22 protein-coding genes and 1 tRNA gene are annotated in these 24,517 nt (G+C 34.2%); 10 read left to right on the top strand and 13 right to left on the bottom strand.

Annotated features, from left to right (window positions below; translation table 11 throughout):
• Position 1: 1 nt before the first annotated feature.
• The 7 genes from Q0876_RS01680 to Q0876_RS01650 all read right to left on the bottom strand — a co-directional run bounded on the left by Q0876_RS01680 (position 2) and on the right by Q0876_RS01650 (position 9,530).
• Positions 2–2,440 carry an FG-GAP-like repeat-containing protein gene (locus tag Q0876_RS01680; protein ID WP_299223382.1) on the bottom strand — a complete coding sequence of 813 codons (2,439 nt, stop codon included), beginning with the start codon at positions 2,438–2,440 and terminating at the stop codon, positions 2–4.
• Between the two features lie 94 nt (positions 2,441–2,534).
• Complete coding sequence (locus tag Q0876_RS01675; RefSeq protein WP_299223380.1) at positions 2,535–4,562, bottom strand: FG-GAP-like repeat-containing protein; 2,028 nt, start codon at positions 4,560–4,562, stop codon at positions 2,535–2,537.
• Between the two features lie 29 nt (positions 4,563–4,591).
• Positions 4,592–5,974 carry an Ig-like domain-containing protein gene (locus Q0876_RS01670; RefSeq protein WP_299223378.1) on the bottom strand — a complete coding sequence of 461 codons (1,383 nt, stop codon included), beginning with the start codon at positions 5,972–5,974 and terminating at the stop codon, positions 4,592–4,594.
• Positions 5,975–6,181: 207 nt separating this feature from the next.
• A complete protein-coding gene (locus Q0876_RS01665) occupies positions 6,182–7,171 on the bottom strand; it encodes an aspartate-semialdehyde dehydrogenase (protein ID WP_299223376.1) in 990 nt (329 codons plus the stop codon).
• A 134-nt stretch (positions 7,172–7,305) separates the two neighbouring features.
• On the bottom strand, positions 7,306–7,707 hold the full coding sequence (gene mscL / locus Q0876_RS01660) for a large conductance mechanosensitive channel protein MscL (protein ID WP_299223374.1): 402 nt from the start codon (positions 7,705–7,707) through the stop codon (positions 7,306–7,308).
• Between the two features lie 73 nt (positions 7,708–7,780).
• On the bottom strand, positions 7,781–8,890 hold the full coding sequence (gene alr, locus Q0876_RS01655) for an alanine racemase (RefSeq protein ID WP_299223372.1): 1,110 nt from the start codon (positions 8,888–8,890) through the stop codon (positions 7,781–7,783).
• Entirely contained in the window at positions 8,877–9,530 is a 654-nt protein-coding gene (locus Q0876_RS01650) for a thymidine kinase (RefSeq protein WP_299223370.1), read from the bottom strand. Before Q0876_RS01650 ends, alr begins: the two co-directional genes overlap by 14 nt.
• 104 nt (positions 9,531–9,634) lie before the next feature.
• Between Q0876_RS01650 and Q0876_RS01645 the strand changes: the two genes are divergently transcribed.
• Complete coding sequence (locus tag Q0876_RS01645) at positions 9,635–10,369, top strand: hypothetical protein (protein ID WP_299223368.1); 735 nt, start codon at positions 9,635–9,637, stop codon at positions 10,367–10,369.
• A 20-nt stretch (positions 10,370–10,389) separates the two neighbouring features.
• On the top strand, positions 10,390–10,749 hold the full coding sequence (locus Q0876_RS01640; protein WP_299223366.1) for a DoxX family protein: 360 nt from the start codon (positions 10,390–10,392) through the stop codon (positions 10,747–10,749).
• On the opposite strand, the gene Q0876_RS01635 is transcribed toward Q0876_RS01640, so the two are convergent.
• Entirely contained in the window at positions 10,739–14,131 is a 3,393-nt protein-coding gene (locus tag Q0876_RS01635; protein ID WP_299223364.1) for a gliding motility-associated C-terminal domain-containing protein, read from the bottom strand. The genes Q0876_RS01640 and Q0876_RS01635 overlap by 11 nt on opposite strands.
• Positions 14,132–14,221: 90 nt before the next feature.
• On the opposite strand from Q0876_RS01635, the gene rsmI reads away from it, so the two are divergent.
• From rsmI to Q0876_RS01620, 3 genes are read left to right on the top strand one after another with little or no spacing between them, the layout of a single operon-like run.
• Positions 14,222–14,893 (top strand): 16S rRNA (cytidine(1402)-2'-O)-methyltransferase, encoded by a 672-nt coding sequence (gene rsmI / locus Q0876_RS01630; protein WP_299223362.1) that lies wholly within the window; start codon positions 14,222–14,224, stop codon positions 14,891–14,893.
• The gene (locus Q0876_RS01625; protein ID WP_299223360.1) at positions 14,893–15,465 is read left to right on the top strand and encodes a uracil-DNA glycosylase family protein; all 573 of its coding nucleotides are present in this window, start codon (positions 14,893–14,895) and stop codon (positions 15,463–15,465) included. Before rsmI ends, Q0876_RS01625 begins: the two co-directional genes overlap by 1 nt.
• A gap of 11 nt (positions 15,466–15,476) precedes the next feature.
• The gene (locus Q0876_RS01620) at positions 15,477–16,211 is read left to right on the top strand and encodes a hypothetical protein (RefSeq protein ID WP_299223358.1); all 735 of its coding nucleotides are present in this window, start codon (positions 15,477–15,479) and stop codon (positions 16,209–16,211) included.
• Between the two features lie 47 nt (positions 16,212–16,258).
• On the opposite strand, the gene Q0876_RS01615 is transcribed toward Q0876_RS01620, so the two are convergent.
• Positions 16,259–16,861, bottom strand: a complete 603-nt coding sequence (locus Q0876_RS01615; protein WP_299223356.1) for a carboxymuconolactone decarboxylase family protein — start codon at positions 16,859–16,861, stop codon at positions 16,259–16,261.
• A gap of 57 nt (positions 16,862–16,918) precedes the next feature.
• Here Q0876_RS01615 and Q0876_RS01610 point away from each other — a divergent pair, with 57 nt between their 5' ends.
• From Q0876_RS01610 to Q0876_RS01600, 3 genes are read left to right on the top strand one after another with little or no spacing between them, the layout of a single operon-like run.
• Positions 16,919–17,341 (top strand): OsmC family protein, encoded by a 423-nt coding sequence (locus Q0876_RS01610; RefSeq protein WP_299223354.1) that lies wholly within the window; start codon positions 16,919–16,921, stop codon positions 17,339–17,341.
• 22 nt (positions 17,342–17,363) lie between these two features.
• Positions 17,364–19,055 (top strand): single-stranded-DNA-specific exonuclease RecJ, encoded by a 1,692-nt coding sequence (gene recJ, locus Q0876_RS01605; RefSeq protein ID WP_299223352.1) that lies wholly within the window; start codon positions 17,364–17,366, stop codon positions 19,053–19,055.
• A 3-nt stretch (positions 19,056–19,058) separates the two neighbouring features.
• Entirely contained in the window at positions 19,059–20,345 is a 1,287-nt protein-coding gene (locus tag Q0876_RS01600; RefSeq protein WP_299223350.1) for an MFS transporter, read from the top strand.
• Positions 20,346–20,384: 39 nt separating this feature from the next.
• On the opposite strand, the gene Q0876_RS01595 is transcribed toward Q0876_RS01600, so the two are convergent.
• From Q0876_RS01595 to Q0876_RS01580, 4 genes are all read right to left on the bottom strand, one after another.
• Positions 20,385–21,140, bottom strand: a complete 756-nt coding sequence (locus tag Q0876_RS01595; protein WP_299223952.1) for a UDP-2,3-diacylglucosamine diphosphatase — start codon at positions 21,138–21,140, stop codon at positions 20,385–20,387.
• 10 nt (positions 21,141–21,150) lie between these two features.
• Positions 21,151–21,603 (bottom strand): 6-carboxytetrahydropterin synthase, encoded by a 453-nt coding sequence (locus tag Q0876_RS01590; protein ID WP_299223348.1) that lies wholly within the window; start codon positions 21,601–21,603, stop codon positions 21,151–21,153.
• 133 nt (positions 21,604–21,736) lie between these two features.
• Positions 21,737–23,071: an MATE family efflux transporter gene (locus Q0876_RS01585; RefSeq protein ID WP_299223346.1), complete on the bottom strand. Its 1,335-nt coding sequence runs from the start codon at positions 23,069–23,071 to the stop codon at positions 21,737–21,739.
• Positions 23,068–23,568, bottom strand: coding sequence for a GNAT family N-acetyltransferase (locus Q0876_RS01580; RefSeq protein ID WP_299223344.1), 501 nt, complete (start codon positions 23,566–23,568; stop codon positions 23,068–23,070). Before Q0876_RS01580 ends, Q0876_RS01585 begins: the two co-directional genes overlap by 4 nt.
• A 55-nt stretch (positions 23,569–23,623) precedes the next feature.
• On the opposite strand from Q0876_RS01580, the gene Q0876_RS01575 reads away from it, so the two are divergent.
• Together Q0876_RS01575 and Q0876_RS01570 are read left to right on the top strand one after the other, a co-directional pair.
• Entirely contained in the window at positions 23,624–24,418 is a 795-nt protein-coding gene (locus tag Q0876_RS01575) for a universal stress protein (protein WP_299223342.1), read from the top strand.
• A gap of 2 nt (positions 24,419–24,420) precedes the next feature.
• A tRNA-Ala gene (locus tag Q0876_RS01570) sits at positions 24,421–24,494 on the top strand.
• The last annotated feature ends 23 nt before the right edge of the window (positions 24,495–24,517 follow it).

The raw sequence follows: 24,517 nt of genomic DNA, 5'->3' as shown, positions 1-24,517 counted from the left end.
TTTATTGTTTAATAAATTTTTGATTTTTAATCATATTGTCTGATATAATACTTAGGATATAATTTCCTGCACTTAGCTGAGAGACATCAATTGAATTAGAGTTATTCAAAGAGTTTGCCATTACACGTCTTCCGCTAATGTCATAAATATTATAGATTACATTTTGTAATTGTAAACTAGTAGTAATGTTTATCACATCTTTGGTTGGATTTGGCGATAAAATGATATCTGAAGCTAAGGTTTCATCATCAACGCCTAGTATGTCACAAGATACACCAGAACCTTCTACAGCAGTAAAAGGTTGGTTTATAGATGGATTCATGTACATTTCACAACCAGAATTTGGCCAATATATAATGATATGTGAAATATTGGTGTCACTACCAATTCCAAAATGTGTATTCAAACTACTCATGTATTCAAAACCTTCACCACTTCGTACATCTCTTATTTGTGTACCGCTGTCTGTATAAATTTCAACACGGGCACCAATACCATCAACATTACTAGTAGTTCCTACGGTATTAATTTTAATCCAATTATTACTAGTTGTTAGATTCCAGTATATATTACCATTGTAGTAAGCATCAATAAAGCCATCATTGTTTAAGTCTCCAAAAGATCCATTTTTGTAGTTAAGTTGACTGTTATCAGCATCTTCGAATGTTAAATCTCCTTTTCCGTACAAAATGGTTCCATTACATAATATGTCTAAGTAACCATCATTATCGATATCATGACTCACATTCTCGTGACCATTAGGCGCACCACTTACACCAGCACCAGATGTGACATCTGTAAAAGTTCCGTCGCCATTATTTCTCATAAGCTTATGTGTGCCAGAACTAGCACCTACAAAAAGGTCCATATCACCATCGTTATCATAATCTCCCCATGAAGACGACCATGTTTGCATAGGGTCATCTAAGCCTAAAGCTGCTGCGTTTTCGGTATAAGTTCCGTCACCATTGTTAGTGAGCATATTATTTCTTCTTCTTGCTGTCTCTCCACCACATTTAGCAATAAACATATCTAAATCTCTATCGTTATCATAGTCAATCCAGATAGACCCATAATTACCTCCAGAAGAATAATCTCCTAAATTGACAGGAGCTCCGGCAGTAACGGCTGATTGATAAAAGGTTAAATTACCTGAGCCATCATTAATATAGTAGACATTTGGCGCTACGTCATGACAAACAAAAGCATCTAAATGGCCATCATTATTGATGTCTGCAAAATTAGAACGTTGCGAGAACACATATTCAGAGCCAGATATTTCTGTAAAACCAGTACCAGAATTATTTGCTTTCATGAATGTTACACCACTACCACTTCCATATAAAAGATCTGTATGTCCATTTCCGTCAAAATCTGCAGCAGCCATACTCCAACCAGGAAGATAATCTGCATTTGATGTGCCTATATTTACTTCACTGAAACCACCTCCAGATAATTGATAATGAATATTAACATTTGTTGCAGTAGCAGAGACAATATCATCAAGATGATCGCCATTCATATCAACAATTGTAAGGTCATAACCACCTATACTCATATTCTCTTGAGTAAAATTGACACGTGCTGACGTTAAAGTAGTAAAACCTACAGGGCCTATCCAATTGCTATAATCTGTTCCACCACAAAACCCTCTTACGTATACTTCATAAGGCGTACTTTCAGTTAATCCACTTATTGGGTAAGGGTTATTAACACTGGTTGAAGTTCCAGAACTTGAAGGTATTCCTGAGCCAGCAGATTGAACTACTATTTCCCAATTGGTTTCTGTACTACCAGCTTGCCAATATACGTTAGCAGATGTAACACCTACGCTTGTAACATTTAAATTTGTAATGTTTGGACATGCTGGAGGTGCTTGTGAATTTATTGTTGGTGAATCAAAACAAAATCCCCAACCATAAGATGTGTTATCATCGTATGAAATTCGATATTTAAAATTTGAAAGTTGATTTGCAGTAAATGAAACAATATTCAAAATAAAATTATCTAAATTTTGTGGATTACCGTTACAAAAATTAACATTAGGAGCTGCAGGCGTTTCAGTTAGACCAGAACCAATGTTTTGCCAGCTATTAGCATCAGCATCCCAATATTGAACAAATAAAGTTTCGTTTTGATAAATGTTAAACACATAAGAGCCGCCTACTGTTATCCATGTTTCACCAGCGTTAAAAGCATTTGTTAAGTCAATAGTTGGTGATTCGGCAGCAATATTGTTTATAGATCCACCACCACCTTCATCGTCATCAAAAGAAAAATGAGAGGAGTTGGTTGGGTTGTCGGTAAAAATGTTAGGATTTGCATCATACGAACCAGTTATAGTCCAATTTGGGTTTGGCCAATTCGCTGGTTGGTTAAGTACCTGCGCAAAGCAAGTAAACGATACAAATAAGAATGCAAAAAATGTAATTTTTTTCATAATTTTTTGTGTGATTAAAAAAATAGTTTTTAAAAATAGTAAAAAAAAGCCTCTAAAAGGGACTTTAGAGGCTTTTTTATCAAAATTTACTTACTTATTGTTTAATAAATTTCTGGCTTTTTATAGATTCTCCTGATATTATTCTAAGGATGTAATTTCCAGTACTTAATCCAGAGACATCAATAGTAGATTGATTTAATTTAGCATTCATTACTCGCTTACCATTAATATCAAATATTGTGTAAATTGTATTGTCTTGGAAAGGAGTTGATGTACTTATATTTAATACATCTTTTGCTGGGTTTGGATAAATAACCAGATCGTCAGTCAAAGTACCTTCTAAGCTAAGTGTATCTCCTTCAATGATCTCTATTGGAGTATTTATTGGTGGATTAGTTACTGTGTCAACATTACCTGAAGGCCAGTAGACAACAATACTATTAATTGAAGTGTCAGAACCAATTCCAAAATGTGTATTTAACGAATTCATGTATCTAAACCCGTCACCACTTCTTACATCTCTAATTTGAGTGCCTGAAGCGGTAGTAATTTCTACACGTGCACCTATACCATTAATATTACTATCTGTTCCTGTGGTGTATATTTTGATCCAGTTGTGTCCGGTTTCTTTATTGTTTGTATAGACACTACCTGAATTAAAAGCATCAATAAAACCATCATTATTTAGATCGCCATAAGCACCTGCACCTGGAAATATATTAGTATGGACTGTGAATGTCATATCTCCATTTCCAAATAATAGATTTCCTCCAGATGCTAAATCAAGATTACCATCATTATCAAAATCAAAAGTTACAGTTTCAGTAGAGGTTAGCGCTAATGCACTTACTCCAGAACTGACAGTAATATCTGTGAATGTTCCATTAGTATTTTCCATTAATTTATGTGATCCAGAGCTTGCACCAACAAAGACATCCATATCTCCATCATTATCAAAATCTCCCCAAGCAGCAGACCAAGTTTGCATAGGATCTGCTAGACCAATAGCGGCTGCATTTTCTGAATATACTCCGCTACCATTATTGGTGTGCATTTGATTAGTACGTCTAGCGGTTTCACCACCGCACTTAGCAATAAACATATCTAAATCTCTATCGTTGTCATAGTCGATCCATATAGACCCATAATTACCACCTGATGGATAATCTCCTAAGTTAACAGGAGCTCCAGGAGTAACAGTAGATTGGTAAAACGTCAAATTTCCAGAGCCATCATTGATATAATATACATTTGGTGCTACATCATGACAAACAAAAGCATCTAAATGCCCATCGTTATTTATATCTATAAAATTGGAGCGTTGAGAGAATACATCTTCAGGACCTGAAACTTCTGTAAATGCTGTTCCTGTACTATTACTTCTCATAAACGTCACTCCACTACCATTTCCATATAGAAGATCTGTATAACCATCTCTATTATAATCTGCTGCAGCCATACTCCAATTAGGTAAATAGTTTGCATCACTTGTTGGAATATTCACGGTAGTAAAACCTCCAGACGTTTGTTGTCTAATATTAACATTGTCTACAGAAATCGTTACTAGATCATCAAGGTGATCACCGTTCATATCAACTGCACCAAGCCTGTAATCTCCTGTAGTTCCAGAAGAGGTTGCTGTAAAAGTTATTGCAGGTGGTACGGGAGCTGTACTTGATTCTTCAAGACAAAAAGAAACGTCTGAAGCCGCTCCAGCAAAGTCATAGATTTGAAGTACTAAATCATCACCTACATTCCAACCTCCGATAATTTCAGTTGAAAATGTATCTGTACAAGTAATTTCAACAGTACCAGTAGAATTCCAAACGACGAGGCCAGGATTACCAGGTGCTCGAGATGTAAAAAACAATCCTGGAGAAGTCGCGGTCCAAGTAAAGAACTGATCATTACCAGAAGCTCTACAAGAGCCTTGAATTCCACTATCTGTAGTGCCATCTGAATCAAATGGCAAGTAGAAATCTGTAGCGTTTGAGCAGCCAGTTCCTTCAGCATTTGGAGTAATAGGAATTGCTCCAGCAAAATCATCATTTACGGGTTGTGCAAATGCTTGAAAACTAAAAGCTAAAAAAGCTGTAGTAATAAGTAGTAATTTTGTTTTCATAATGTTTTTATTTATGTCATTTATTTTGATTATTCGCAAATACCTTCAAGAGAATTAATCCATTCTTCAATAAGCCTAACACCTTCAGAATGTTGAAGTGTTCTGCCCAATAAAGGCATTCTATATTGTTCTTCAGTTGAACTGATTCTAAAATGTAATAATGATTTGTCTATTTCTCCACTAGCAATTATATGCGTGTAAGGAGCAATTTGTGTATCAGGTGTAACACAAACACCTTTGTTCACGTCGTCTTCATTTTCATTAAAAGCTAAGCGCAGTGGTCTATATTCACAATAACTTTCTTCAGAATGGCAATGCGCGCAATTAATGTCTAAGTATGATCTAACCCTCAATTCTAGAGGTAGTGATTCGTCGCTCCACTTTACCGTTGATACGATTGAAGTAGGTAGATTATTTTCAAGATATCCTACCTCTATCCATTTACTCAATTGATTAGAAATACCATCGGGATAGTTATATGTTTTATTTAAGTTCTGAGGTTTAGGACCAATAGGAAGCGGAGTTCCAAACTTGTTATGACAAGTAAAGCATTCGTTACGAGATGGAATTCTATAGTTTACAGAATTGGTGATACCCTCTTCTACCCAATCAATATTAATAAAACTTCCATTATTAGTAAAGGTTGCTTCAGTTTGTGATTCATTCCAAACGTATTTAGCAAAGTCCCAACCTTCTTCAGTCATATACATCAATCTTGTTTCAATAATTCTGGTAGTATTCGTTGGTTGAACATTATCATAATAAAAATTCTTAATCAAAACAGAACCGATAGGAAAATTTAATGGAGTACCGTCAGTATTATAACTAGCTTTAGAGTTATTTGGCATCCAAACAAAACGTTTTTTAAGTGCGTAGTCGGTAAATAAGGTTGAATTTAAGTCGTACGGGACAACTCCAAAAGCAGGCTCTAAGTTTTTTAATTCTCCTTCGAAAAAGTGGTATTCAGAAAGTGTATTGTAAGGAATTTCATCAAGATTAAAAACTACTGGAGTAACTGGGTTTACAGTTATAGTAACTGTCTCTGTAGAGCAACTTATTGGTTCTAAATTATTACAAATGGTATATGAGAATGAGTCAGTACCTACAAAATCTGTACTAGGTGTATATAGTACTGTATCATCTGAAGGATTATTGGGTGTATTATTAAGGTCTAATACTTCTACGGTTCCATTTGTTGCATTGTTCACTGTCAAATTACCTAATGTAGGTACATTAGTATCATTACTTAATACATCTATTTCTATGGAGCTATTTTGAGAAACTTCTACTAAGTCTGAAGAGGTTTCAATAATTATAGCCACATAACTGTCATTATTATCATCATTAGCACAAGACTGAATAACTATAAATAATACAATAAAGTAGAGTAATTTCAAGTAATTTTTAAACATTTACAGTAAAATTTGGAAGGTAAATATAACGACTATACTTATCACCTCAATAATTAATTAGATGTAATACCCTTTTTATCAGACAACAAGAGTATAAAAATATCGCATATTTCACTAAAATCATAAATTTAGTCTTAAAAAAAGACTTAGCATCTATTTATATGTAACAACTGAAGTCAATAAAACCCTAAGTAGAAGAAAAAAATATTACAGTAAATTTTCGCGCAATAAGTGTTCAGCGATTTGGACGGTATTAGTTGCGGCTCCTTTACGGAGATTATCACTAACAATCCATAAGTTTAGTGATTTAGGCAGAGAACCATCACGTCTAATTCTACCTACAAAGACATCATCTTTTCCTTCAGCGTATATTGGCATTGGGTATGTGTTAACATCAATATTGTCTTGTAGAGTCACACCAGGTGTTTGCTTTAAAATATTGCGTATTTCGTTAAGATCAAAATCGTTTTCAAACTCTACATTTACCGCTTCGCTATGCCCTCCAGATGTAGGGATTCTTACAGCTGTAGCTGTTACTGCAATACTACGATCATCTAATATTTTTTGAGTTTCTCTAACTAATTTCATTTCTTCTTTTGTATAGCCATTCTCCTCAAAAACATCACAATGCGGAATGGCGTTTCTGTGTATAGGATAGTGGTACGCCATTTCACCTTTAATTCCTGCTAATTCATTTTCCAATTGTTTCACAGCTTTTACACCTGTCCCAGAAATAGATTGGTAGGTTGAAACTACGATACGTTTGATCTTATATTTTTTATGAAGTGGCGCCAAAACCATTACCATCTGTATGGTTGAACAGTTAGGATTAGCAATAATCTTATCAGTTTTTGTTAGTTTTTTAGCATTTATTTCAGGAACAACAAGTTGTTTGTCTTGGTCCATTCGCCATGCCGAAGAGTTATCTACAACAGTAATTCCAGCTTCAGCAAATTTTGGAGCCCATTCTAGTGAAGTCGCTCCACCAGCAGAAAACAATGCAATTTTAGGTTTGGCATCAATAGCGTCTTGCAGACCAACAATAGTATAATCCATGTTTTTATAAGTGATTTTTTTCCCTATTGAATGCTCAGAGGCAACAGGAATTAATTCACTTACTGGAAAATTTCGTTCGGCTAATACTTTAAGCATTACTTGGCCAACTAAACCTGTAGCACCAACAACAGCTATTTTCATTTGAAAAGATTTATAATGAACAAAAATAGGGATTTATTCATTTTTAAATCTTAAAAAAAACTATAAAAAAACCACCTCTATTCATGAGGTGGTTTAAGGTTAAAACATGTAATGTAGCGGTAGCTATACGAAATCTATTTTTTAAGTGCGTCTCTAATTTCAATTAATAGATCAACCTCTGACGGTCCAGCTGGAGCTTCTGGCGAAGGCTCTTCTTTCTTTTTCATTCTATTGATACCTTTTATAAGCATAAACATTACAAAGGCAACAATGATAAAGTCTAATAAATTAGTAATAAAATCACCATACAATACAGCAACTTCTCCTACTATTTCTCCTACATCGTTAGCAGACCCTTCTTTGACAATCCATTTCAGGTCTTTGAAATTAGTGTCGAAAATTAGACCAATTAAAGGTGAAACTATACCACCTGTAAATGCAGTGACCACTTTATTAAAAGCAGCACCCATTACAAAAGCAACAGCAATATCAACTAAATTGCCTTTCATTGCAAATTCTTTGAATTCTTTAAGCATAATTTATTTGTTTTAAGTTAGTTATTGAAAGTCTAAGATACTTAAAAAATAGATAGTTAAAAAAACAAATAATTTATTTTATAATAACTCGTTTTATACGTTGGGAGATCGAAGTAATGATCTCATATGAAATGGTTTGTACACTTTTAGAGAAATCGCTTGCAGAATTTGGGTGATTACCAAAAACTACAACTTCATCTCCTTCTTTACAATCAATATTTGTAATATTAACCATAATCATATCCATACAAACATTACCTATAATAGGCGCTTTTTGGTTATTGATAACAACAAACCCTTTTTCATTCCCATATTGTCTGCTAATACCATCGGCATGACCAATTGGTATAGTGGCTGTTTTTTCTAAACCTCGACTTATATAAGCTCTGTTGTATCCTACAGTTTCTCCTTTCTTAATCTTATGAATTTGAGAAATTATAGACTTAAGTGTTGCTACAGGCTTTAATTTTTTGTTTTCTTCATGAGAATTTGCATAACCATACAAACCAATTCCAGCTCTAACCATATCAAAATGAGCCTCTGGAAAATTAATAATTCCAGATGTGTTGGTCATATGGAGCATAGGTTTATAGGCTATAGATTTTGTAAAAGTTGCTGCTGTTTTTTTAAAATTATCAATTTGATTTTTGGTGAATTCAGCTTCATTCAAATCTTCACTTGCAGCTAAATGTGAAAAAAGCGACTTTACTTTTATAGCAGATGTATCTCTGAGCTTAGAGGTGATAAAATCAATGTCATTTTCCCTAAACCCAAGTCGGTTTAACCCAGTATTGAATTTGATATGGACAGGATAATTCGTCTGACCTTCTTCAGTGGCAATTGCAATAAAGTCATTAAAAATTTTAGAACTATATAGACTTGGTTCCAAGCAACGTTCAATTAAAGTTTTAAAGTTTACAGCTTGAGGATGCAATACTAAAATCGGCGTTTTTATGCCTGCTTCTCGAAGCGCCACACCTTCGTTAACATAAGCTACAGCAAAATAATCGACATTTAAATTTTGAAGAAAATCTGCAACTATATTGGCATCACTTCCATAGGCAAATGCTTTGACTACAGCTAATATTTTAGTGTCTTTTTGAAGTTTAGATTTAAGATACTCAAAGTTGTGTTTGAGTGCTTTTAGATCAATCTCTAAAACAGTCTCTTTAGCTTTTAGCATTGGGCTTACTGTCTTTGTTAGAAATTTCTTCGGCGTCGTTAACTTTCATATTTCTCACTTTATCGCGAAGCATAGCTTTATAAAAAGCAGCTCGGCTTAAGGGTTCATATTCATCTACTTCACCTAATAAAACAAGAGCATCACTGGTTGCTTTACGATAACTATATTGTGCTAGGTTCCCAGTTCGAGTACAAATAGCGTGTACTTTGGTAACGTATTCTGCTGTAGCCATTAAGTGAGGCATTGGACCAAATGGATTTCCTTTGAAATCCATATCTAAGCCAGCAACAATAACACGAATTCCTTTATTGGCAAGATCGTTGCAAACTCTTACAATTTCGTCATCAAAAAATTGAGCTTCATCAATACCAACAACATCACAACCATCTGCCAAAATAGGAATGTTTGCAGCAGCAGGTACTGGAGTAGAACGAATTTCATTAGCATCATGAGATACGACCATATCTTCATCATAACGAACGTCAACAGTAGGTTTGAAGATTTCAACCTTTTGTCTTGCAAACTGGGCTCGCTTTAACCTACGAATCAACTCTTCGGTTTTACCTGAGAACATTGAACCACAGATGACTTCTATCCATCCAAATTGTTCTTTATGATTTACTGTATTTTCAAGAAACATTTTGTAATTTTAACACTAAAACAAACCAAAAGTTCGTTTTGTATAAAGGTGGCGTAAATTTATTAAAAATCAAAAGCATAAATTCGTTTTAAATTTAAAAAGTTATGAAGAAGAAGCTAGAATCAGAATTAGTAAGCATTGCTCACAGGATTTTAAAATTAAAAGGTAAAGAAGATGTTTTAAAAATGCATGAAGAAGTTTCTATGTTGCATGAAAAACTTAGTGTTTTGAAATTTGCTCATGAGAATTTTGAAGGAGATATTCCAACAATTGGAAGTGATTCTTCTTTCTTCGGAATGTTAGATGTTGCTTTTAATAATAAGATAAGTGATAATATCGAGATAGAAGATAAGATCTATGTAAATCTTGATGAAGCTGAAGATGATGATATATATGAGCCAGTGATGGAGAAGATAAAAGATATGGTTGCTCAGATGCCAATGGAGTCTCAACAAGTAGATGAAATGGTAGAGATTGCTGTGACTAAGAAACAAAAAAAGGAAACACATCTTGAAGATATTACTGCAGGTTTTGAAGAAATTCCAGTTTTTGAACCCGTATCCAGCACAAATGTTTCTAGCAAAACTTCGTTGAACGATAAACTAAAAAAGGGAGCATTGAATATTGGGCTAAATGATAAGATAGCCTTTACAAAGCATTTATTCGATGGTAAAAATGAAGATTATGAGCGTGTAATATCTCAATTGAATACTACAAATTCTTTTGAGGACGCTACGCGATTTATAACAGATATTGTTAAACCAGACTATAATGATTGGTCTGGAAAAGAAGATTACGAAAATCGTTTTATGGAAATTGTTGAAAGTAAGTTTAAATAATAAACTACGACTTTCAATTTATGAAACCCCAAAAATTAGTATACTGGCTTAGTACGATATTACTCTGCTTAGTTTTTATATACTCTGCTCAGATGTATTTCTTCAATACCGAACTTATAAAAGGTTTTTTTGAGCAATTAAATTATCCCACATATATTGTTATTCCCTTAGCTATGTTGAAAGTCTTAGGCGTAATAATGATTTTATGGCGAAAAAATAGCTGGTTGACCGAATGGGCTTATGCCGGCTTTTTCTTTGATTTGATTTTGGCTACAGTAGCCCACCAATACGCTGGTCATAGATTAGGGCTGTCTGTTATAGCAATTCCAATATTATTTGTGTCTTATTTTTTAGGAAAAAAGGTACGTCCTAATAATTAACATAAAACCATCCTACGATAGGCTTTTCTCCGTTATTTAGATCAAGAATGTAAAAATAAGTGCCAGTTGGTAACGTGTTTGTTAGTGTTGGTATTCCCATATTGGGTTTGCCATTCCAGCCACCTTTATAATTTTCACTTTCATAAACCTGAACACCTAATCGGTTGTAAACTTTAATCAAATTATTAGGGTATTCTTCTATACATTGAATATCAAAAACATCATTCAATCCATCGCCATTTGGTGAAAAGCCCTTTGGAATACGCAAGCAAAAGTTAACGATAACTTCTGCACTATCTGAGTTATTGGATAAATCACGATCTGGCTGATCAAGATCGTTAAGTGAAGCTACATTTAGTAGGTTATCACTTGCGTTTATTTGAGCCGTAATAGTTAGTGTTTCAGATTGTCCACTAGCTAAAGAACCAATAGACCAAATATACATCGAAACATCAAATGTACCTTGAGATGTAGTTGCAGAAATGAAAGTCATCCCAGAAGGAAAGTTGTCATAAATTTCAATTTCAGTGCCTTCGGTTGTTCCTACATTAGTAGCTGTAATTTCAAAGATGACTTGATCTCCAATAATAGCTTCTTGAGGCGAAACATTTTTTAATATTTCAATATCCACATCAGAGGTGTCTTCCAATACTGTTAATGTTGCATTGGTTTGTGATGTGTCTATATTATTTTGATTTTCAAAATTAGTGGTATCATTAAGATAGACACCAACTACATCAGATGTAACAACGACGCTAAAAGAACAAAAGCTTACGCCTTCAGGAAAGACCAAATTAGTCACTCCGGCAAAATTATTACCTGCATTACCTACAAAATTTGCAGTACAACCATTACTTGTTACCCATTGAGGGCTTGAAACAAGAGTAATTTCAGGATGGAAAACGTCTGTAAACGAAATATTAGTTTGCGATGGGTTTGAAGCTAAATTTGAAACTGTAAAAGTTAGCGTGCTCTCTTCTCCAACAATAATCGTATCAGGATTATAACTCTTTATTAAACTAGGAGCTAATACTTGAACATTACTTATTGACGTATTGGTTTCTGGAGAAATTTCACGTCTGTCGGTTTCATTTGGAGTAGCTACAGCGATATTATTATAGGCACCTCCAAAACTAGGTGCTACAACAGGGATTCTAATTCGTATTGTAGAACCAGCATCCATATTATCTATTGTAGCTGTTACTAGATTACCATTTATTGTAGGATTATTAATACAAGTGGCATTTCCGTTTGTTATTGTGCATATTGGAGTTCCTGTTAATGTAAAAACTGTATTGATTGTATCTTCAAATAGAATATTGATAGCGTTGGTGCTATTTTCGCTATTTGTAATATCTATGATCCAATCAAAAGGTTGATTTACATTTACCTGTGTAAACTCTGGGAAGGTTTGAACTATTAAATCTACACAGGGCACAAAATAGGTAGTAACATCAGCAATATTGTTACCAGGATTATTATCAAAAGCATTATTGGTATGGCCAATTTCAACAACATTTGCAACGGGAATGGCATTAATAGAGCATTCGGTCTCCCAAGCTATGACAACATGAAATGTAACCGAACTCATTGCTGGTAGCAGCCAATTATCATCTGCAGTTATTTCCCAAAAAACATCTGGATTACCATTCTCTTGAATGCCATCAAGAGGAATGCCAATATTTGCATTAGTAATATCAAAGCATGTTGCTGATCCAGTGGTAGATACACACTCAACAGAGATAAGAGTTCCAAAATAAGGTACCATGCTAATTGTTTCTGGAAAGTCAATTAACTCTACAGGAGTATCAACATTGCTTGGGTTTGTAACTGTTATTTCATAAGTTACATTTCCTGGTTGTAAAGGGTTGTTTGCTGTTTCGCCATTTGGAGGTACAGGATCTATTTGAGTCTTTGTAACACTCAGATCAATAATGTCACATTGTTCAGATGGTGGTAACGTAACAAAATCTGTCTGTGCATTATTTGTAATATTAGAATCTAAAATATTAGGATTTAGAATATTGACGCCACTTCTTACACTAGCTAAATTATTGTTTATGTTTGCTGAACATGCAGGTTCAATAAATATAACTATAGTTTGTATTGTTATTGTTGCATTAGCTGGCATGATAAAGGTGCTACTTACCCAGAATTGATCTTGTATGTTTATAGTAACATCGTCACAGGAGATGCTACCTGTAGCTTGTATACATTCAACAGCTATAATATCCCAGTCTACAGTAGCGCTTATATTTTGAAGGAAAAAGGCTATTGAAGTATCCAATGGACCATTATTACAGACGGTAGTTTCAAAAACTACTTCTTCATTCCAATCTACAGCTGTACCAGCAGCTGGGTCGATTTGTACAGTATCAATACAAATGTCAGTAAGTTGACAGGGTTCTGATTCTAATAAATCAGTAATAACACTATTAGAGGTATTTGGAGAAAGATTAGCATGATTTAAAGTGATACCAATTTCACTGGAAACAGCAATAGGTTGTATCTCTAAAGCACACGACGGATCTAAATATTCATAGACTACTTCAAAAGTTGCAGATCCGCCTGCTGTATACAAATGTGATGTGTTAAATGTAAATATCGTAGATGTTGCACTAACAAAAGTAATATTCCCATTAACTCCAGAAACGTCAGGACAGTTTGTGCCTCCAGTACTACCAATACAATTAATAGACTGCAATTGCACAAAAGGTCTCCCAAAATCTATATCAGTAAGTAACGATAAATTACCAGAAAAGCTTTCAATAGGAAAATCTATAGCACTATTATTTGTAATTGTAAATTGATAGGTAACTGTAGTATTCCAAGAAGGTATTGGAGTTCCTTCAGTTGGAGAGACTTGAGTAAGTGTAACCGTAAAATCGATATCAATATCTATAACATCAATAGAAATCAACGACTCATTATTTGAACTGTTAGTATCGGTTGTTCCGTTAGGAGGAAAGATGTTAGCATTAATAGCAATACCTCCAATTATAGATGGTGCAGTAACATTGATTTTTATTTCTAAACTTGAGTCTGTAGGTAAATTTGCAATGGTACCCGTTAAAGTATTATTTATTAGATCAAGACCTGAAGCGTTTGAAGCTCCACCTGTATTATTTTGAGAAGTAATATTGGAGGTGTCTAAGTTTTGTAGATCTGTATCCATAACCACTTCGAAGGTAGCATTGGTTACAGGATTTCCAGAGTTAATAATTGTTATGATGTATTGAAAATCTTGGAAAATTTCAATTTGAGAAATGTCACTTCCACTTGTGTTTTGAGCTTGCGCAACAATTGATAAATCTGTAGTTTGACTGTGCGTAAAATTACATATTATCAAAAAAAAGATAAAACGGAAAACGATTTTAATCATACGCATAGTTTCGTTAAAGATACCAATAAAGTAGAAGGGTTGCGTCAATATAAATGAAAACATTGTAAATTTGAGAACAATTCAATCTAAATGAGCAAACTTTATATTGTACCAACACCTATAGGAAATCTAAAGGATATGACCTTTAGAGCTATTGAAGTTTTAAAAGACGTTGATTTGGTTTTAGCTGAAGATACACGTACGTCAGGAAAGTTACTCAAACACTTCCAAATAAGCACACCTATGCAAAGTCATCATATGCATAATGAGCATAAGATGGTTAATGCTATAGTAGATAAACTTAAAAGCGGAATGACAATTGCATTAATTAGTGATGCAGGAACTCCAGCTATTTCTGATCCTGGTTTTTTGCTTACTAGAGCTTGTATTGAAAATGATATTGATGTAGATTGTTTACCTGGCGCGACTGCTTTTGTTCCAGCACTTGTTAATTCTGGTTTACCCAACGATAAATTTGTATTTGAAGGATTCCTTCCTGTAAAAAAAGGACGCCAAACACGACTAACACGATTAGCTGAAGAGCCTCGAACAATGATTTTTTACGAGAGTCCGCATAAATTGACAAAAACACTGTCTCATTTTTGTGAGTACTTCGGGGAAGACCGACTTGTTTCTGTGTGTAGAGAATTGACAAAACTTTACGAAGAGACCATTCGAGGTGCAGCAAAAGAAGTATTAACGTATTACACCAATAAACCTCCAAAAGGAGAGATTGTAATCGTAGTCGCTGGTAAAAAATAATGAAAGCTTTACTACATGATATAAGACAATGTAGGATTTGTGAACCAAACTTACCGCTTGGTCCAAGGCCAATAGCTACAGCGCATACCAAATCTAAAATAGTAATCATTGGTCAGGCTCCAGGAACTAAGGTTCATGCTTCTGGAATTCCTTGGGATGATGCTAGTGGAAAACAATTACGAAAATGGTTGAATGTATCTGATGAAGACTTTTATGATGAGCGTAAATTTGCCATTATACCTATAGGTTTTTGCTATCCAGGAAAAGGGAAAACGGGAGATCTACCACCTAGGAAAGAGTGTGCACCACAATGGCATCAATCCTTATTTGATAAAATGAAGCAAGTAGAGTTGGTTATTTTAATTGGGATGTATGCGCAGAAATATTACCTAAAAGAGCAAGCCAAACGAACGCTAACTGAAACTGTTGCTAACTATAAAGAGTATTTGCCTTACTATTTTGTATTGCCTCATCCTAGTCCTAGAAATCGATTTTGGTTGACAAAGAACCCTTGGTTTGAGGGTGAAGTTGTGTTCGACTTAAAGCAACAAGTCTCTAAAATTTTAAAATAATCTTCTTTCATATGATTAGCTTTAGATATTGCCATTTTATTTTTGTCTTATGTTTTATAAGCATAAATGTAAATGCTCAAGAAGATACAACATTAGACGTTGAATTTGCAGAGCCTATTTTTGTAGATACTGCTACAGATATTGGAGGAGAAAAGGGTGTTTTAGAAGTTAATGCTATTCCTACCATAAAAAAGCAAGGCGACGAATTTGTATATGAACTAGGGTTCGAGTTAGAATATGTTCTGTTTAATAATTTTGGAGTTGAATTAGAACCAATATTTTCACATTCAGATCTTAGTAATGCAAAAAGTTCAACAACATTTAATAGTTTAGAACTAGAAACGCAATATACACTTTTCACAAATACAAACTCTGGTTTTGCTGGAGGTATAGGAATAGCGGTTCCTATCGAAGACAATGATTTTGAGCTAGAACCTTTTCTGTTATATATATACAAGGTCAATTACAACTTGAGTCTTCATCCTAGAGCTGGTTTTGGAATAGGTTTTGGACAACAGGAAGTTGAATTTAACTATAATTTTGCGGTTTTATATACTTTTGAAACAGCTATAATGGCTGGATTAGAAATAAACGGGAGTTACCAAGAAAATGAAAACAACTTATTTATTGCACCTCAAATCGGTATAGAATTAAATGAACTGTTTTTAGGAACTGGAGTTCAAATCTCAACAAATTCCAATCAATATAACATTACATTGAGGGCAGTATATGAGTTTCTACTATAGCATTTTCATTACTAGAGACTACTATTGTCAACGGTCTTACAAGTTTTTTAATATTGAGACCCATTGTGTTTCCCAACTTCAAAACCGTGCTTTGCTAGATATTGATTTCCACTTTCTATAGCGCCTTCTTCCATGGTAGTTCCCATTGAATCATTCCACCTATTGAGATATCCAAATAGAGAAATAACACCAAGCATTTCTACAATTTCACCTTCATCCCAATATTGGTACAAGCGCTCTTTTATCCCGGCGTTTACTGCATTAGGAACTTGAGATGCGGCTAAACTAAAATCTAATGCAGCACGTTCAGCATCAGAGAACGCTGGATGTGTTCTGTATTCCCAAATATTATCCAATTGTTCTTGTTCAGCGCCATAGCGTTCTGCAGCTCTAATTGCATGCGCTTGGCAATAACGACAACCTGTAGCATTGCTGCTTACCCAAGCAATCATACGTTTTAATGCCGAAGTAACACGACCTTCGTTAGCCATAACGGCTTTATTTAAATTAATGAATGCTTTACTAATTGCTGGACGACGCTGCATGGTCAATACAGAATTTGGACAAAAGCCTAAGGTTTCATTGAAAAACTCAGCGAGTTGTCTAGTCTCTGGATCATGCGCCGCAGATAATGGTGTAACTAATGCCATGTGTTTGTTTTTTTAGTGGTATTTTTGAGTTAACAAGAAACGAAAAATTCTTTAGATATGTCTCATAAAGTAGTCACACATTGGAAAGGAAACTTACAATTCGATTCTGATAATCCGAGTGGAAAAACATTGCTCATGGATACATCGCCAGAAAATGGTGGTTATAATTCTGGATTAGCACCAAAAGCTATGATGCTATCGTCTCTAGCGGGTTGCTCTGGATTAGATGTCGTGTCTATTCTTAAAAAAATGAAAGTTTCTTTTTCTGATTTTAGAATAGATACTTATGGAGAATTGACTGTAGAACATCCAAAGTATTACCATACAGTAGCGGTTGAATATCATTTTTATGGAGATCATTTAGATGAAGAAAAAATAAAGAAAGCAGTCGACCTTTCTATTGAAAAATATTGTGGTGTTATGGAAATGTTTAGACGATTTGCTGATGTAAAAACCTCCATTTACTATCATAACATATAGCGAAAATTTTCTATATTAGTACATGCGTTGGACTTTAAAACCAAAACCTGATTACAAGATTGTTGAAAATCTACAAAAAGCAATTCAAGTAGATGCTACAGTTGCAACTCTATTGGTGCAAAGAGGCATCGAAACCTATGAGACTGCTAAGAAATTCTTTAGACCAAGTTTAGACGATTTGCACGATCCGTTTTCAATGAAAGATATGCATAAAGCTGTTGAGCGTATCGAAATGGCACTTCTTCAGAATGAAAATATTTTAGTGTATGGAGATTACGATGTTGATGGAACTGCCTCTGTAGCACTATTATCGTCATACTTAAGAACAAAATCTGACAGAATAGCCACTTACATTCCAGATCGTTATGAAGAAGGTTATGGGATTTCGTATAAAGGAATAGATTTTGCCAGTGACAATGAGTTTTCTTTAATTATTGCTTTAGATTGTGGTATAAAAGCAATTGAAAAAGTCGACTATGCATCTAAAAAAGGAATTGATTTTATTATCTGTGATCACCATAGACCAGGAAACCAACTACCAAAAGCTATTGCTATATTAGATCCTAAGCGAGAAGATTGTAGTTATCCATATAAAGAACTTTGTGGATGTGGAGTTGGGTTTAAGTTAATTCAAGCTTTGGCATCAAAAGAAGGAAAAACAGCTGAAGACCTAGTAGAATATTTAGATCTTGTAGCAACAGCTATTGGAGCAGATATTGTTCCGATAACAAATGAAAATCGAGTATTAGCCTATTTTGGATTACAAGTAATCAATTCAAACCCGAGACCAGGAATCAAAGCTATTATAGCAGAAGTAAAAAAAGAAGAACTAACAATTACAGATGTAGTCTTTATAATTGCACCTCGCATCAACGCTGCAGGTCGAATGAAACATGGTAATCACGCTGTGACGTTATTAACTGAAACCGATTTTAACCTTGCCACGAGATATGCTATAGACATTAATACGTATAATCTAGAACGAAAAGAAGCAGATCAAAAAATCACTAAAGAAGCTTTAGCTCAAATTATAGATAACAAAGAAGAAGAATGCCTAACTACAGTAGTATATCAAGACTCATGGCATAAAGGTGTTATAGGTATTGTTGCTTCAAGATTAATAGAAACTTATTATAGACCAACGCTAGTGTTCACTAAAAGTGGAGATGGCGAATTAGCTGCTTCAGCAAGATCTGTCAAAGGTTTTGATGTGTATAACGCTTTAGAAGCATGTAGTGATTATATTGAGCAGTTTGGTGGTCATAAATATGCAGCAGGTTTAACACTTAAAGAAGAAAACTATGTTGCCTTTAAACAAGCTTTCGAAGATGAGGTTTCGAAAACTATTGACCGTAGCTTATTAACACCTGAAATAAAAGTAGACACTAAAATAGAATTGAGTACCATTACACCAAGATTTTACAGAGTTCTTCGTCAGTTTGCGCCATTTGGACCTGGAAATATGACACCTGTTTTTATGACCGAACATTTGAAAGATACCGGTTATGGGAAATGTGTTGGTGAAGACGACAAGCATTTACGTATAACAGTTACTCAAAACAATCAAAAAATAACAGGTATTGGATTTAATTTAGGAGATAAATTACACTTTATTAAAGACTATAAACAATTTAATGCTGTATACTCTATTGATGAAAATCATTGGCAAGGAGTTGTAAGTTTACAATTGAAAATTAGAGATATAAAAGACTAAGAAATGTCAAAAAAGGATCCATACGAGGCACTTCGCTATAGAGAATTTAACATTTTCATATTAGTCCGTTTTGCTTTAGTTTTTGCTTGGTCTATGCAGTTCATAATCATTGAATGGCAAGTTTATGCCTTAACTAATGACCCGTTATACATTGGTTTAATAGGTTTAATGGAAATTATTCCTGCTTTAGGAATGGCACTTTTCGCTGGCCATATTGTTGATCAAAAAGAAAAGCGGAATTTACTAGCCTTATGTATTGCAGCATTTTCATTGATAAGCTTTGGGTTATTTTGGATTACTTCTCAAGAAGTTGCAGATACATGGCCTATGAAAAAAATCTTGTATTCTATATATGCTTTTGTGTTTTTTGGCGGACTTTTACGCTCATTTTTCGGTCCTTCAATCTTTTCGTTAGTTGCATTAATTGTCCCTAAAAAAGCTTATCCTAATGCTGCAACATGGAACAGTTCAACTTGGCAGATGGCTCGAGTTTTAGGTGTCGCTTTTGCAGGTTTTTCCATCAGCTGGTTAGGCGAAAATGATCAAATGGGAGTACATTGGTCACTTTGTATTGTATTTGGACTCGTTATATTTTCATTGATTATGTTATTTCAAATAAAGAAAAAACCAATTCTAAACCCTAATATAGGAGAACCCATAAAACAAAGCCTAAAGGAAGGTGTGAATTTTGTCTTTAAAACTAAAGCAATTTTGGGTGCTTTGACCTTGGATATGGTTTCCGTATTATTTGGAGGTGCTATAGCCTTGGCGGCCGTTTTTGCTGAAGATATTTTACAAGTAGGGTCAAAAGGTTTTGGGATTTTAGTTGCAGCTCCAAATGTTGGCTCATTTCTAACCATGTTAGTGACGGCTTATATTCCTATTGTTAAAAAAGCAGGAGCAAAGTTGCTCTTTGCTGTTTTTGGATTTGGTTTAAGTATTATAGCCTTTGGACTATCTTCTGTGTTTTGGATCTCGGTTACGGCGTTATTCTTTAGTGGTGTTTTTGATGGTGTTTCTATGGTAATAAGGCAAACCATTCTTCAGTTAAAAACACCAGATCATATGAGAGGACGTGTGTCTTCAGTTAACTCTATGTTTGTAGGGTCTTCTAACGAACTAGGTGCTTTTGAAAGCGGGCTAACTGCTAAACTCATGGGAACTGTTAATGCTGTAGTGTTTGGAGGTTCAATGACGCTATATACTGTGCTCATGACTGGTGTTGTTCTACCATCATTTCCTAAATTAGACCTAACAAAAGATATGGAGGATCACAAAAATGAATCTTGATTATTTTTGAATATTATGGCTTTAAGAGCTACGTCTAAATTAATTGAAGGTTTTAAGAGCTAATGATTTTCCATCAAAAACACCATACGTGTAATACTGAATCCAGTCGCCTAGGTTAACATACTTAGAGTGATTTTCAAGTTCAATTTCCATTGGTAAATGACGATGCCCAAACACGAAATAATCCCTATGCTTATCTAATAATTTCTTCTTTGAGTATTGAACCAGCCATTCATTGTCTTCACCTAAGAACTTAGCATCTTCTTCACCTGAGATGAGCTTATTTTTTACAGACATGTATTGTGCAATGCGCATCCCAAGATCAGGGTGTAGCCATTTAAACAACCATTTGAAAAGCGGATTGGTAAATATCTTTTTCATGCGTTTGTATCCCTTGTCATGAGGGCCTAAACCATCGCCATGGCCTATGAAAAAAGAAGTGTTATTGAAAACAAATTCCTTGGGCTTATGATATACTGGAATATTGAGTTCTTCTTCAAAATAGCCATTCATCCATAGATCATGATTACCAACAAAGTAATAAATAGGAATACCAGAATCGCTAATTTCGGCAAGCTTTCCGAGGGTTCTGGTAAAACCTTTGGGAACAACCGTTTTATACTCAAACCAAAAATCAAATAAATCGCCTAACAAGAATATTGCAGCAGCATCTTTTTTGACCTCATCTAACCAAGCTACAAATTTCTTTTCTCTAGGAAAAGACATGTTTTTAGTTGGCGCACCCAAATGATTGTCTGATGCAAAATAAATTTGCTTTCCATCAGGAATTTTTATGTGTTTTGGATTAGTCATTATCTGAAGCATACCACTGAGCGTAGGAGGTTGCTGTTTCTTGAAGTTTTAAAGAATGTAATTTGATCGTATTTGGCAGGCGTTTTTTTATTTTTTCTGCAAAATCAATTACCATCATCTCACTGGTAGGTTGGTAATTAACTAATAACACATTATGCCCTCTATCTTTTAACTCTTTAGCCAGCTCGACATGAGGTGTGTTTTTATTAAAAACAGTAGCATGATCAAACACATTTACAATTTCTTCTTTAACTATTTTTTTAAGGTCGCCAAAATCGATAACCATTCCAAATTTCACGTTGGCGTTATCTGATATAGGTTGCCCAATAACAGTGACATCTAGGCGATAGCTGTGACCATGTACGTTTTTACATTTTCCATCATAACCATATAAGGCGTGACCTGTTTCAAAAGAAAACTGTTTAGTAATACGAATATTGCTCATTAGCGTCTTTTATTACGATTAACGAAATATACAACAACTAATACAATTCCTAGGATAAGAAATAACCCGCTTCCGCTTAAAAATGACATAACGTCCATAATGATAATTTTTTAATGTCAATTATTGGTCAAAGTTACGTCTTTTGCGAAAGTGATAAAAATAGTTGTCTGAATTTTATGATAAGCGGAAAACCTCTTGCAACAATCCATAGGGTCAGGGCGGCAAATATGGCATATAATTTCAGGTTATAATGATCTAATAAAAAGAGAATAGGAAGAAAAACTAAACCTGTTGATAAGAGTAATAAATTCCTTAAAAATTTCATTTTACCCATGCCTTTAAACATGCCATCAAAAATAAAGGCCAAGGCGCATAAAGGCTGCATGGCAAGAACCATCCAAAAGATGTTTTGAAATTGATCCAGAACATTGAGTTCTCGCGTGAAAATCTTCCCAATCGGATAGTAGAATAAGGCGCCTAAAAAGGCTAAAATAATTCCGCAAATAATTCCATATTTAATGAGTTTATTACTTAATTCTATAAGTCCTTTATAGTCTCTTGCACCTAATAATTTCCCAGACAAAATATTTCCAGCGCTAGCATAGCCATCTATTATAAAAGCGCCTAAAAACCAAAGATTAATAGCTATAGTATATGCAGCGATGTAATCTGTGCCATAAGATGTAGCAAAACGTGTTGCGAAATATAATGTGATGTTTAGAGCTAACGTTCTAACAAATAAGTTAAGCACCATTAGAATAAAATTCTTGATCTCTTTGTTAAAAGGAAACGTAATACGTAATGAAATATCAGTTTTCTTTAATAGAAAGTAAGCCGAGCATAAAGCCATTACAATTTGAGCTACGACGCTTGCATAAGCAGCACCTTTGATATGCATAGGGTCAATAATATCGTCAATTCCATAGACCAAAATAACATCTAAAACAATATTGACTATAGTACCAATTATAGCAATGATCATTGGGTAAAATGTGTTTTGTAAACCTCTAAACGTTCCAAATATAGCAATAGTAAAAAGGGTAAATGGAAAACCAAAAACTCGAATTTTGTAATAATCTACACTATAATCTAATATAAGATTTGAAGCATTATAAAGTTTGAAAATCTGTGAAGCGAAAGGAAGAGTTATAATGATAATTAAAACACTTATTAAAGTAATAATAAAAATGGCTTGAGCAGGAAGATTTTTAACGTGGTTTAGTTTATTGGCGCCTAGATGTTGAGAAACAATAGATGAAATACCACTTCTGGTCTGTCCAAATACCCAAATAAGCATTGAAATGAATGTACCAACTATACCAACAGCAGCTAAAGACTCTGCTGCATGATAATCTATATTACCTATAACCGCAGTATCTGTTAATGATAAAATAGGTTCTGCAACACCTGCAATTAAAGCAGGAATAGCTAGCTTATTAATTTGTTTTAAAGAGATATCTGTACTCAAAGCATTAGTTCATAACAATAGAAAGGATGTTCACTTTGCTTTGGAAAATAGATATTTTCTAGTACTTGATATCCTCTTAGTTCATAAAATTTTTGATTTCGTTTGTTTTGTGAAAATGTATCTAACCTAATAGATATAAAAGTATTGGTTTTTGCAAATTCTTCAGCATAGTCCATGAGTTGTTTTGCATGACCTTGCCCTTGGTATTTAGGATGTACTGCTAAACGGTGAATGTATATATTATTTTGATTTGTTGTTAACCATTTTACTGGCTTATATACATCGTCCATAAACGTTGAAATAACAATGCAACCTCTCACACAATCCTCAATATCTAATACATATAATTCGCTTCGTTGTACATCAGTTTCAAAAGCGGTCTTATTTGGGTAGGAGTCATTCCATTGGAAAATACCGTTAGCGATCATGTGTTTTCCACAGGCTTTAGTGATTTCCATAATTTTATTGATATCATCCAGAGTTGCTTTACGTATCATTTTAATAGTTACCTTTGCCAAATATTTATACAAAGTTACTTTTAAATATTTGATTATGAAGTCTATTTTAGTTCCAGTTGGTTCCTCGAAAAATGCTGTTAGCCATTTGCAATACGCCGTTGATTTTGCCAAAGCTTTTGGTGCAAAACTTTACGTGGTTCAAGTTTATAATGTTTACACTAAAGCAGGAACGATGTTAAAAGTAGATCATATTTTAAAGCGTGAGAGTTTAGAGTTTTTAAAAGGTCATGTAGAAAAAGTAGATAAAAGAGGCGTTGAAGTTATTGTAAAGACATTTAAAGGAAAACTAGTTGATACCATAGAACTTGCATGTGAAGCATTAGATGTTGATTTGATTATTTTAGAGCCAAGAACAACTTCAATTAAAGATGAAGTTTATTTAGGGAAAACATCAGGAAAAATTGTTAAGCAAACTAATATTCCTGCATTGATCATTCCCGAGGGTTATGCATACAAACCTATTGTAAAAATATTATTAGCAGTGAAATCTGCAATCATAAAAAAGGAAGACGCTTTAACACCATTGAAGTCTATTAAAAATCAATTCAAGTCTGTTGTAAATATACTTTTAGTAAAAACACCATTTCATAATGAAGGTGATTTTGAGCTTAACGATGACTTATCCAGTTTGATCACCAACAAAACCTATAGCGAAAACGCTACTACCTATCAAGGTGTTTTAGAACACTATAAAGAAAACAATCCAGATTTGTTATGTGTTGTAAGACGTAAACGTGGATTTTTTGTAAAGAAATGGGAAAACAACACCATTCTTAAAAAAGACTTTAATAGTAATTTACCTGTTTTAGTATTGAGCGGATTAAAATAAAAGGGGATGTAGCTCAGCTGGCTAGAGTGCTTGACTGGCAGTCAAGAGGTCGTGGGTTCGAGTCCCATCTTCTCCACTTAATAGTAAGGTTTCACAGCA

The sequence above is a fragment of the uncultured Psychroserpens sp. genome (assembly GCF_947503375.1).
Lineage (GTDB): Bacteria > Bacteroidota > Bacteroidia > Flavobacteriales > Flavobacteriaceae > Psychroserpens.
The sequence above is the reverse complement of the archived record's forward strand: the minus strand, read 5'-3'. Positions and strand labels throughout refer to the sequence as shown.

Excerpts from the sequence above, each read along its gene's own strand:
- Q0876_RS01610 (WP_299223354.1), top strand. The coding sequence starts at position 16,919 with ATGTCTCATAAAGTAGTCACACATTGGAAAGGAAACTTACAATTCGAT.
- Q0876_RS01625 (WP_299223360.1), top strand. The coding sequence starts at position 14,893 with ATGAAAGCTTTACTACATGATATAAGACAATGTAGGATTTGTGAACCA.
- Q0876_RS01670 (WP_299223378.1), bottom strand. The coding sequence starts at position 5,974 with ATGTTTAAAAATTACTTGAAATTACTCTACTTTATTGTATTATTTATA.
- rsmI (WP_299223362.1), top strand. The coding sequence starts at position 14,222 with ATGAGCAAACTTTATATTGTACCAACACCTATAGGAAATCTAAAGGAT.
- Q0876_RS01665 (WP_299223376.1), bottom strand. The coding sequence starts at position 7,171 with ATGAAAATAGCTGTTGTTGGTGCTACAGGTTTAGTTGGCCAAGTAATG.
- Q0876_RS01590 (WP_299223348.1), bottom strand. The coding sequence starts at position 21,603 with ATGAGCAATATTCGTATTACTAAACAGTTTTCTTTTGAAACAGGTCAC.
- Q0876_RS01635 (WP_299223364.1), bottom strand. The coding sequence starts at position 14,131 with ATGATTAAAATCGTTTTCCGTTTTATCTTTTTTTTGATAATATGTAAT.
- Q0876_RS01575 (WP_299223342.1), top strand. The coding sequence starts at position 23,624 with ATGAAGTCTATTTTAGTTCCAGTTGGTTCCTCGAAAAATGCTGTTAGC.
- Q0876_RS01640 (WP_299223366.1), top strand. The coding sequence starts at position 10,390 with ATGAAACCCCAAAAATTAGTATACTGGCTTAGTACGATATTACTCTGC.
- mscL (WP_299223374.1), bottom strand. The coding sequence starts at position 7,707 with ATGCTTAAAGAATTCAAAGAATTTGCAATGAAAGGCAATTTAGTTGAT.
- Q0876_RS01645 (WP_299223368.1), top strand. The coding sequence starts at position 9,635 with ATGAAGAAGAAGCTAGAATCAGAATTAGTAAGCATTGCTCACAGGATT.
- Q0876_RS01650 (WP_299223370.1), bottom strand. The coding sequence starts at position 9,530 with ATGTTTCTTGAAAATACAGTAAATCATAAAGAACAATTTGGATGGATA.
- Q0876_RS01615 (WP_299223356.1), bottom strand. The coding sequence starts at position 16,861 with ATGGCATTAGTTACACCATTATCTGCGGCGCATGATCCAGAGACTAGA.
- Q0876_RS01620 (WP_299223358.1), top strand. The coding sequence starts at position 15,477 with ATGATTAGCTTTAGATATTGCCATTTTATTTTTGTCTTATGTTTTATA.
- Q0876_RS01580 (WP_299223344.1), bottom strand. The coding sequence starts at position 23,568 with ATGATACGTAAAGCAACTCTGGATGATATCAATAAAATTATGGAAATC.
- alr (WP_299223372.1), bottom strand. The coding sequence starts at position 8,890 with ATGCTAAAAGCTAAAGAGACTGTTTTAGAGATTGATCTAAAAGCACTC.
- Q0876_RS01675 (WP_299223380.1), bottom strand. The coding sequence starts at position 4,562 with ATGAAAACAAAATTACTACTTATTACTACAGCTTTTTTAGCTTTTAGT.
- recJ (WP_299223352.1), top strand. The coding sequence starts at position 17,364 with ATGCGTTGGACTTTAAAACCAAAACCTGATTACAAGATTGTTGAAAAT.
- Q0876_RS01680 (WP_299223382.1), bottom strand. The coding sequence starts at position 2,440 with ATGAAAAAAATTACATTTTTTGCATTCTTATTTGTATCGTTTACTTGC.
- Q0876_RS01600 (WP_299223350.1), top strand. The coding sequence starts at position 19,059 with ATGTCAAAAAAGGATCCATACGAGGCACTTCGCTATAGAGAATTTAAC.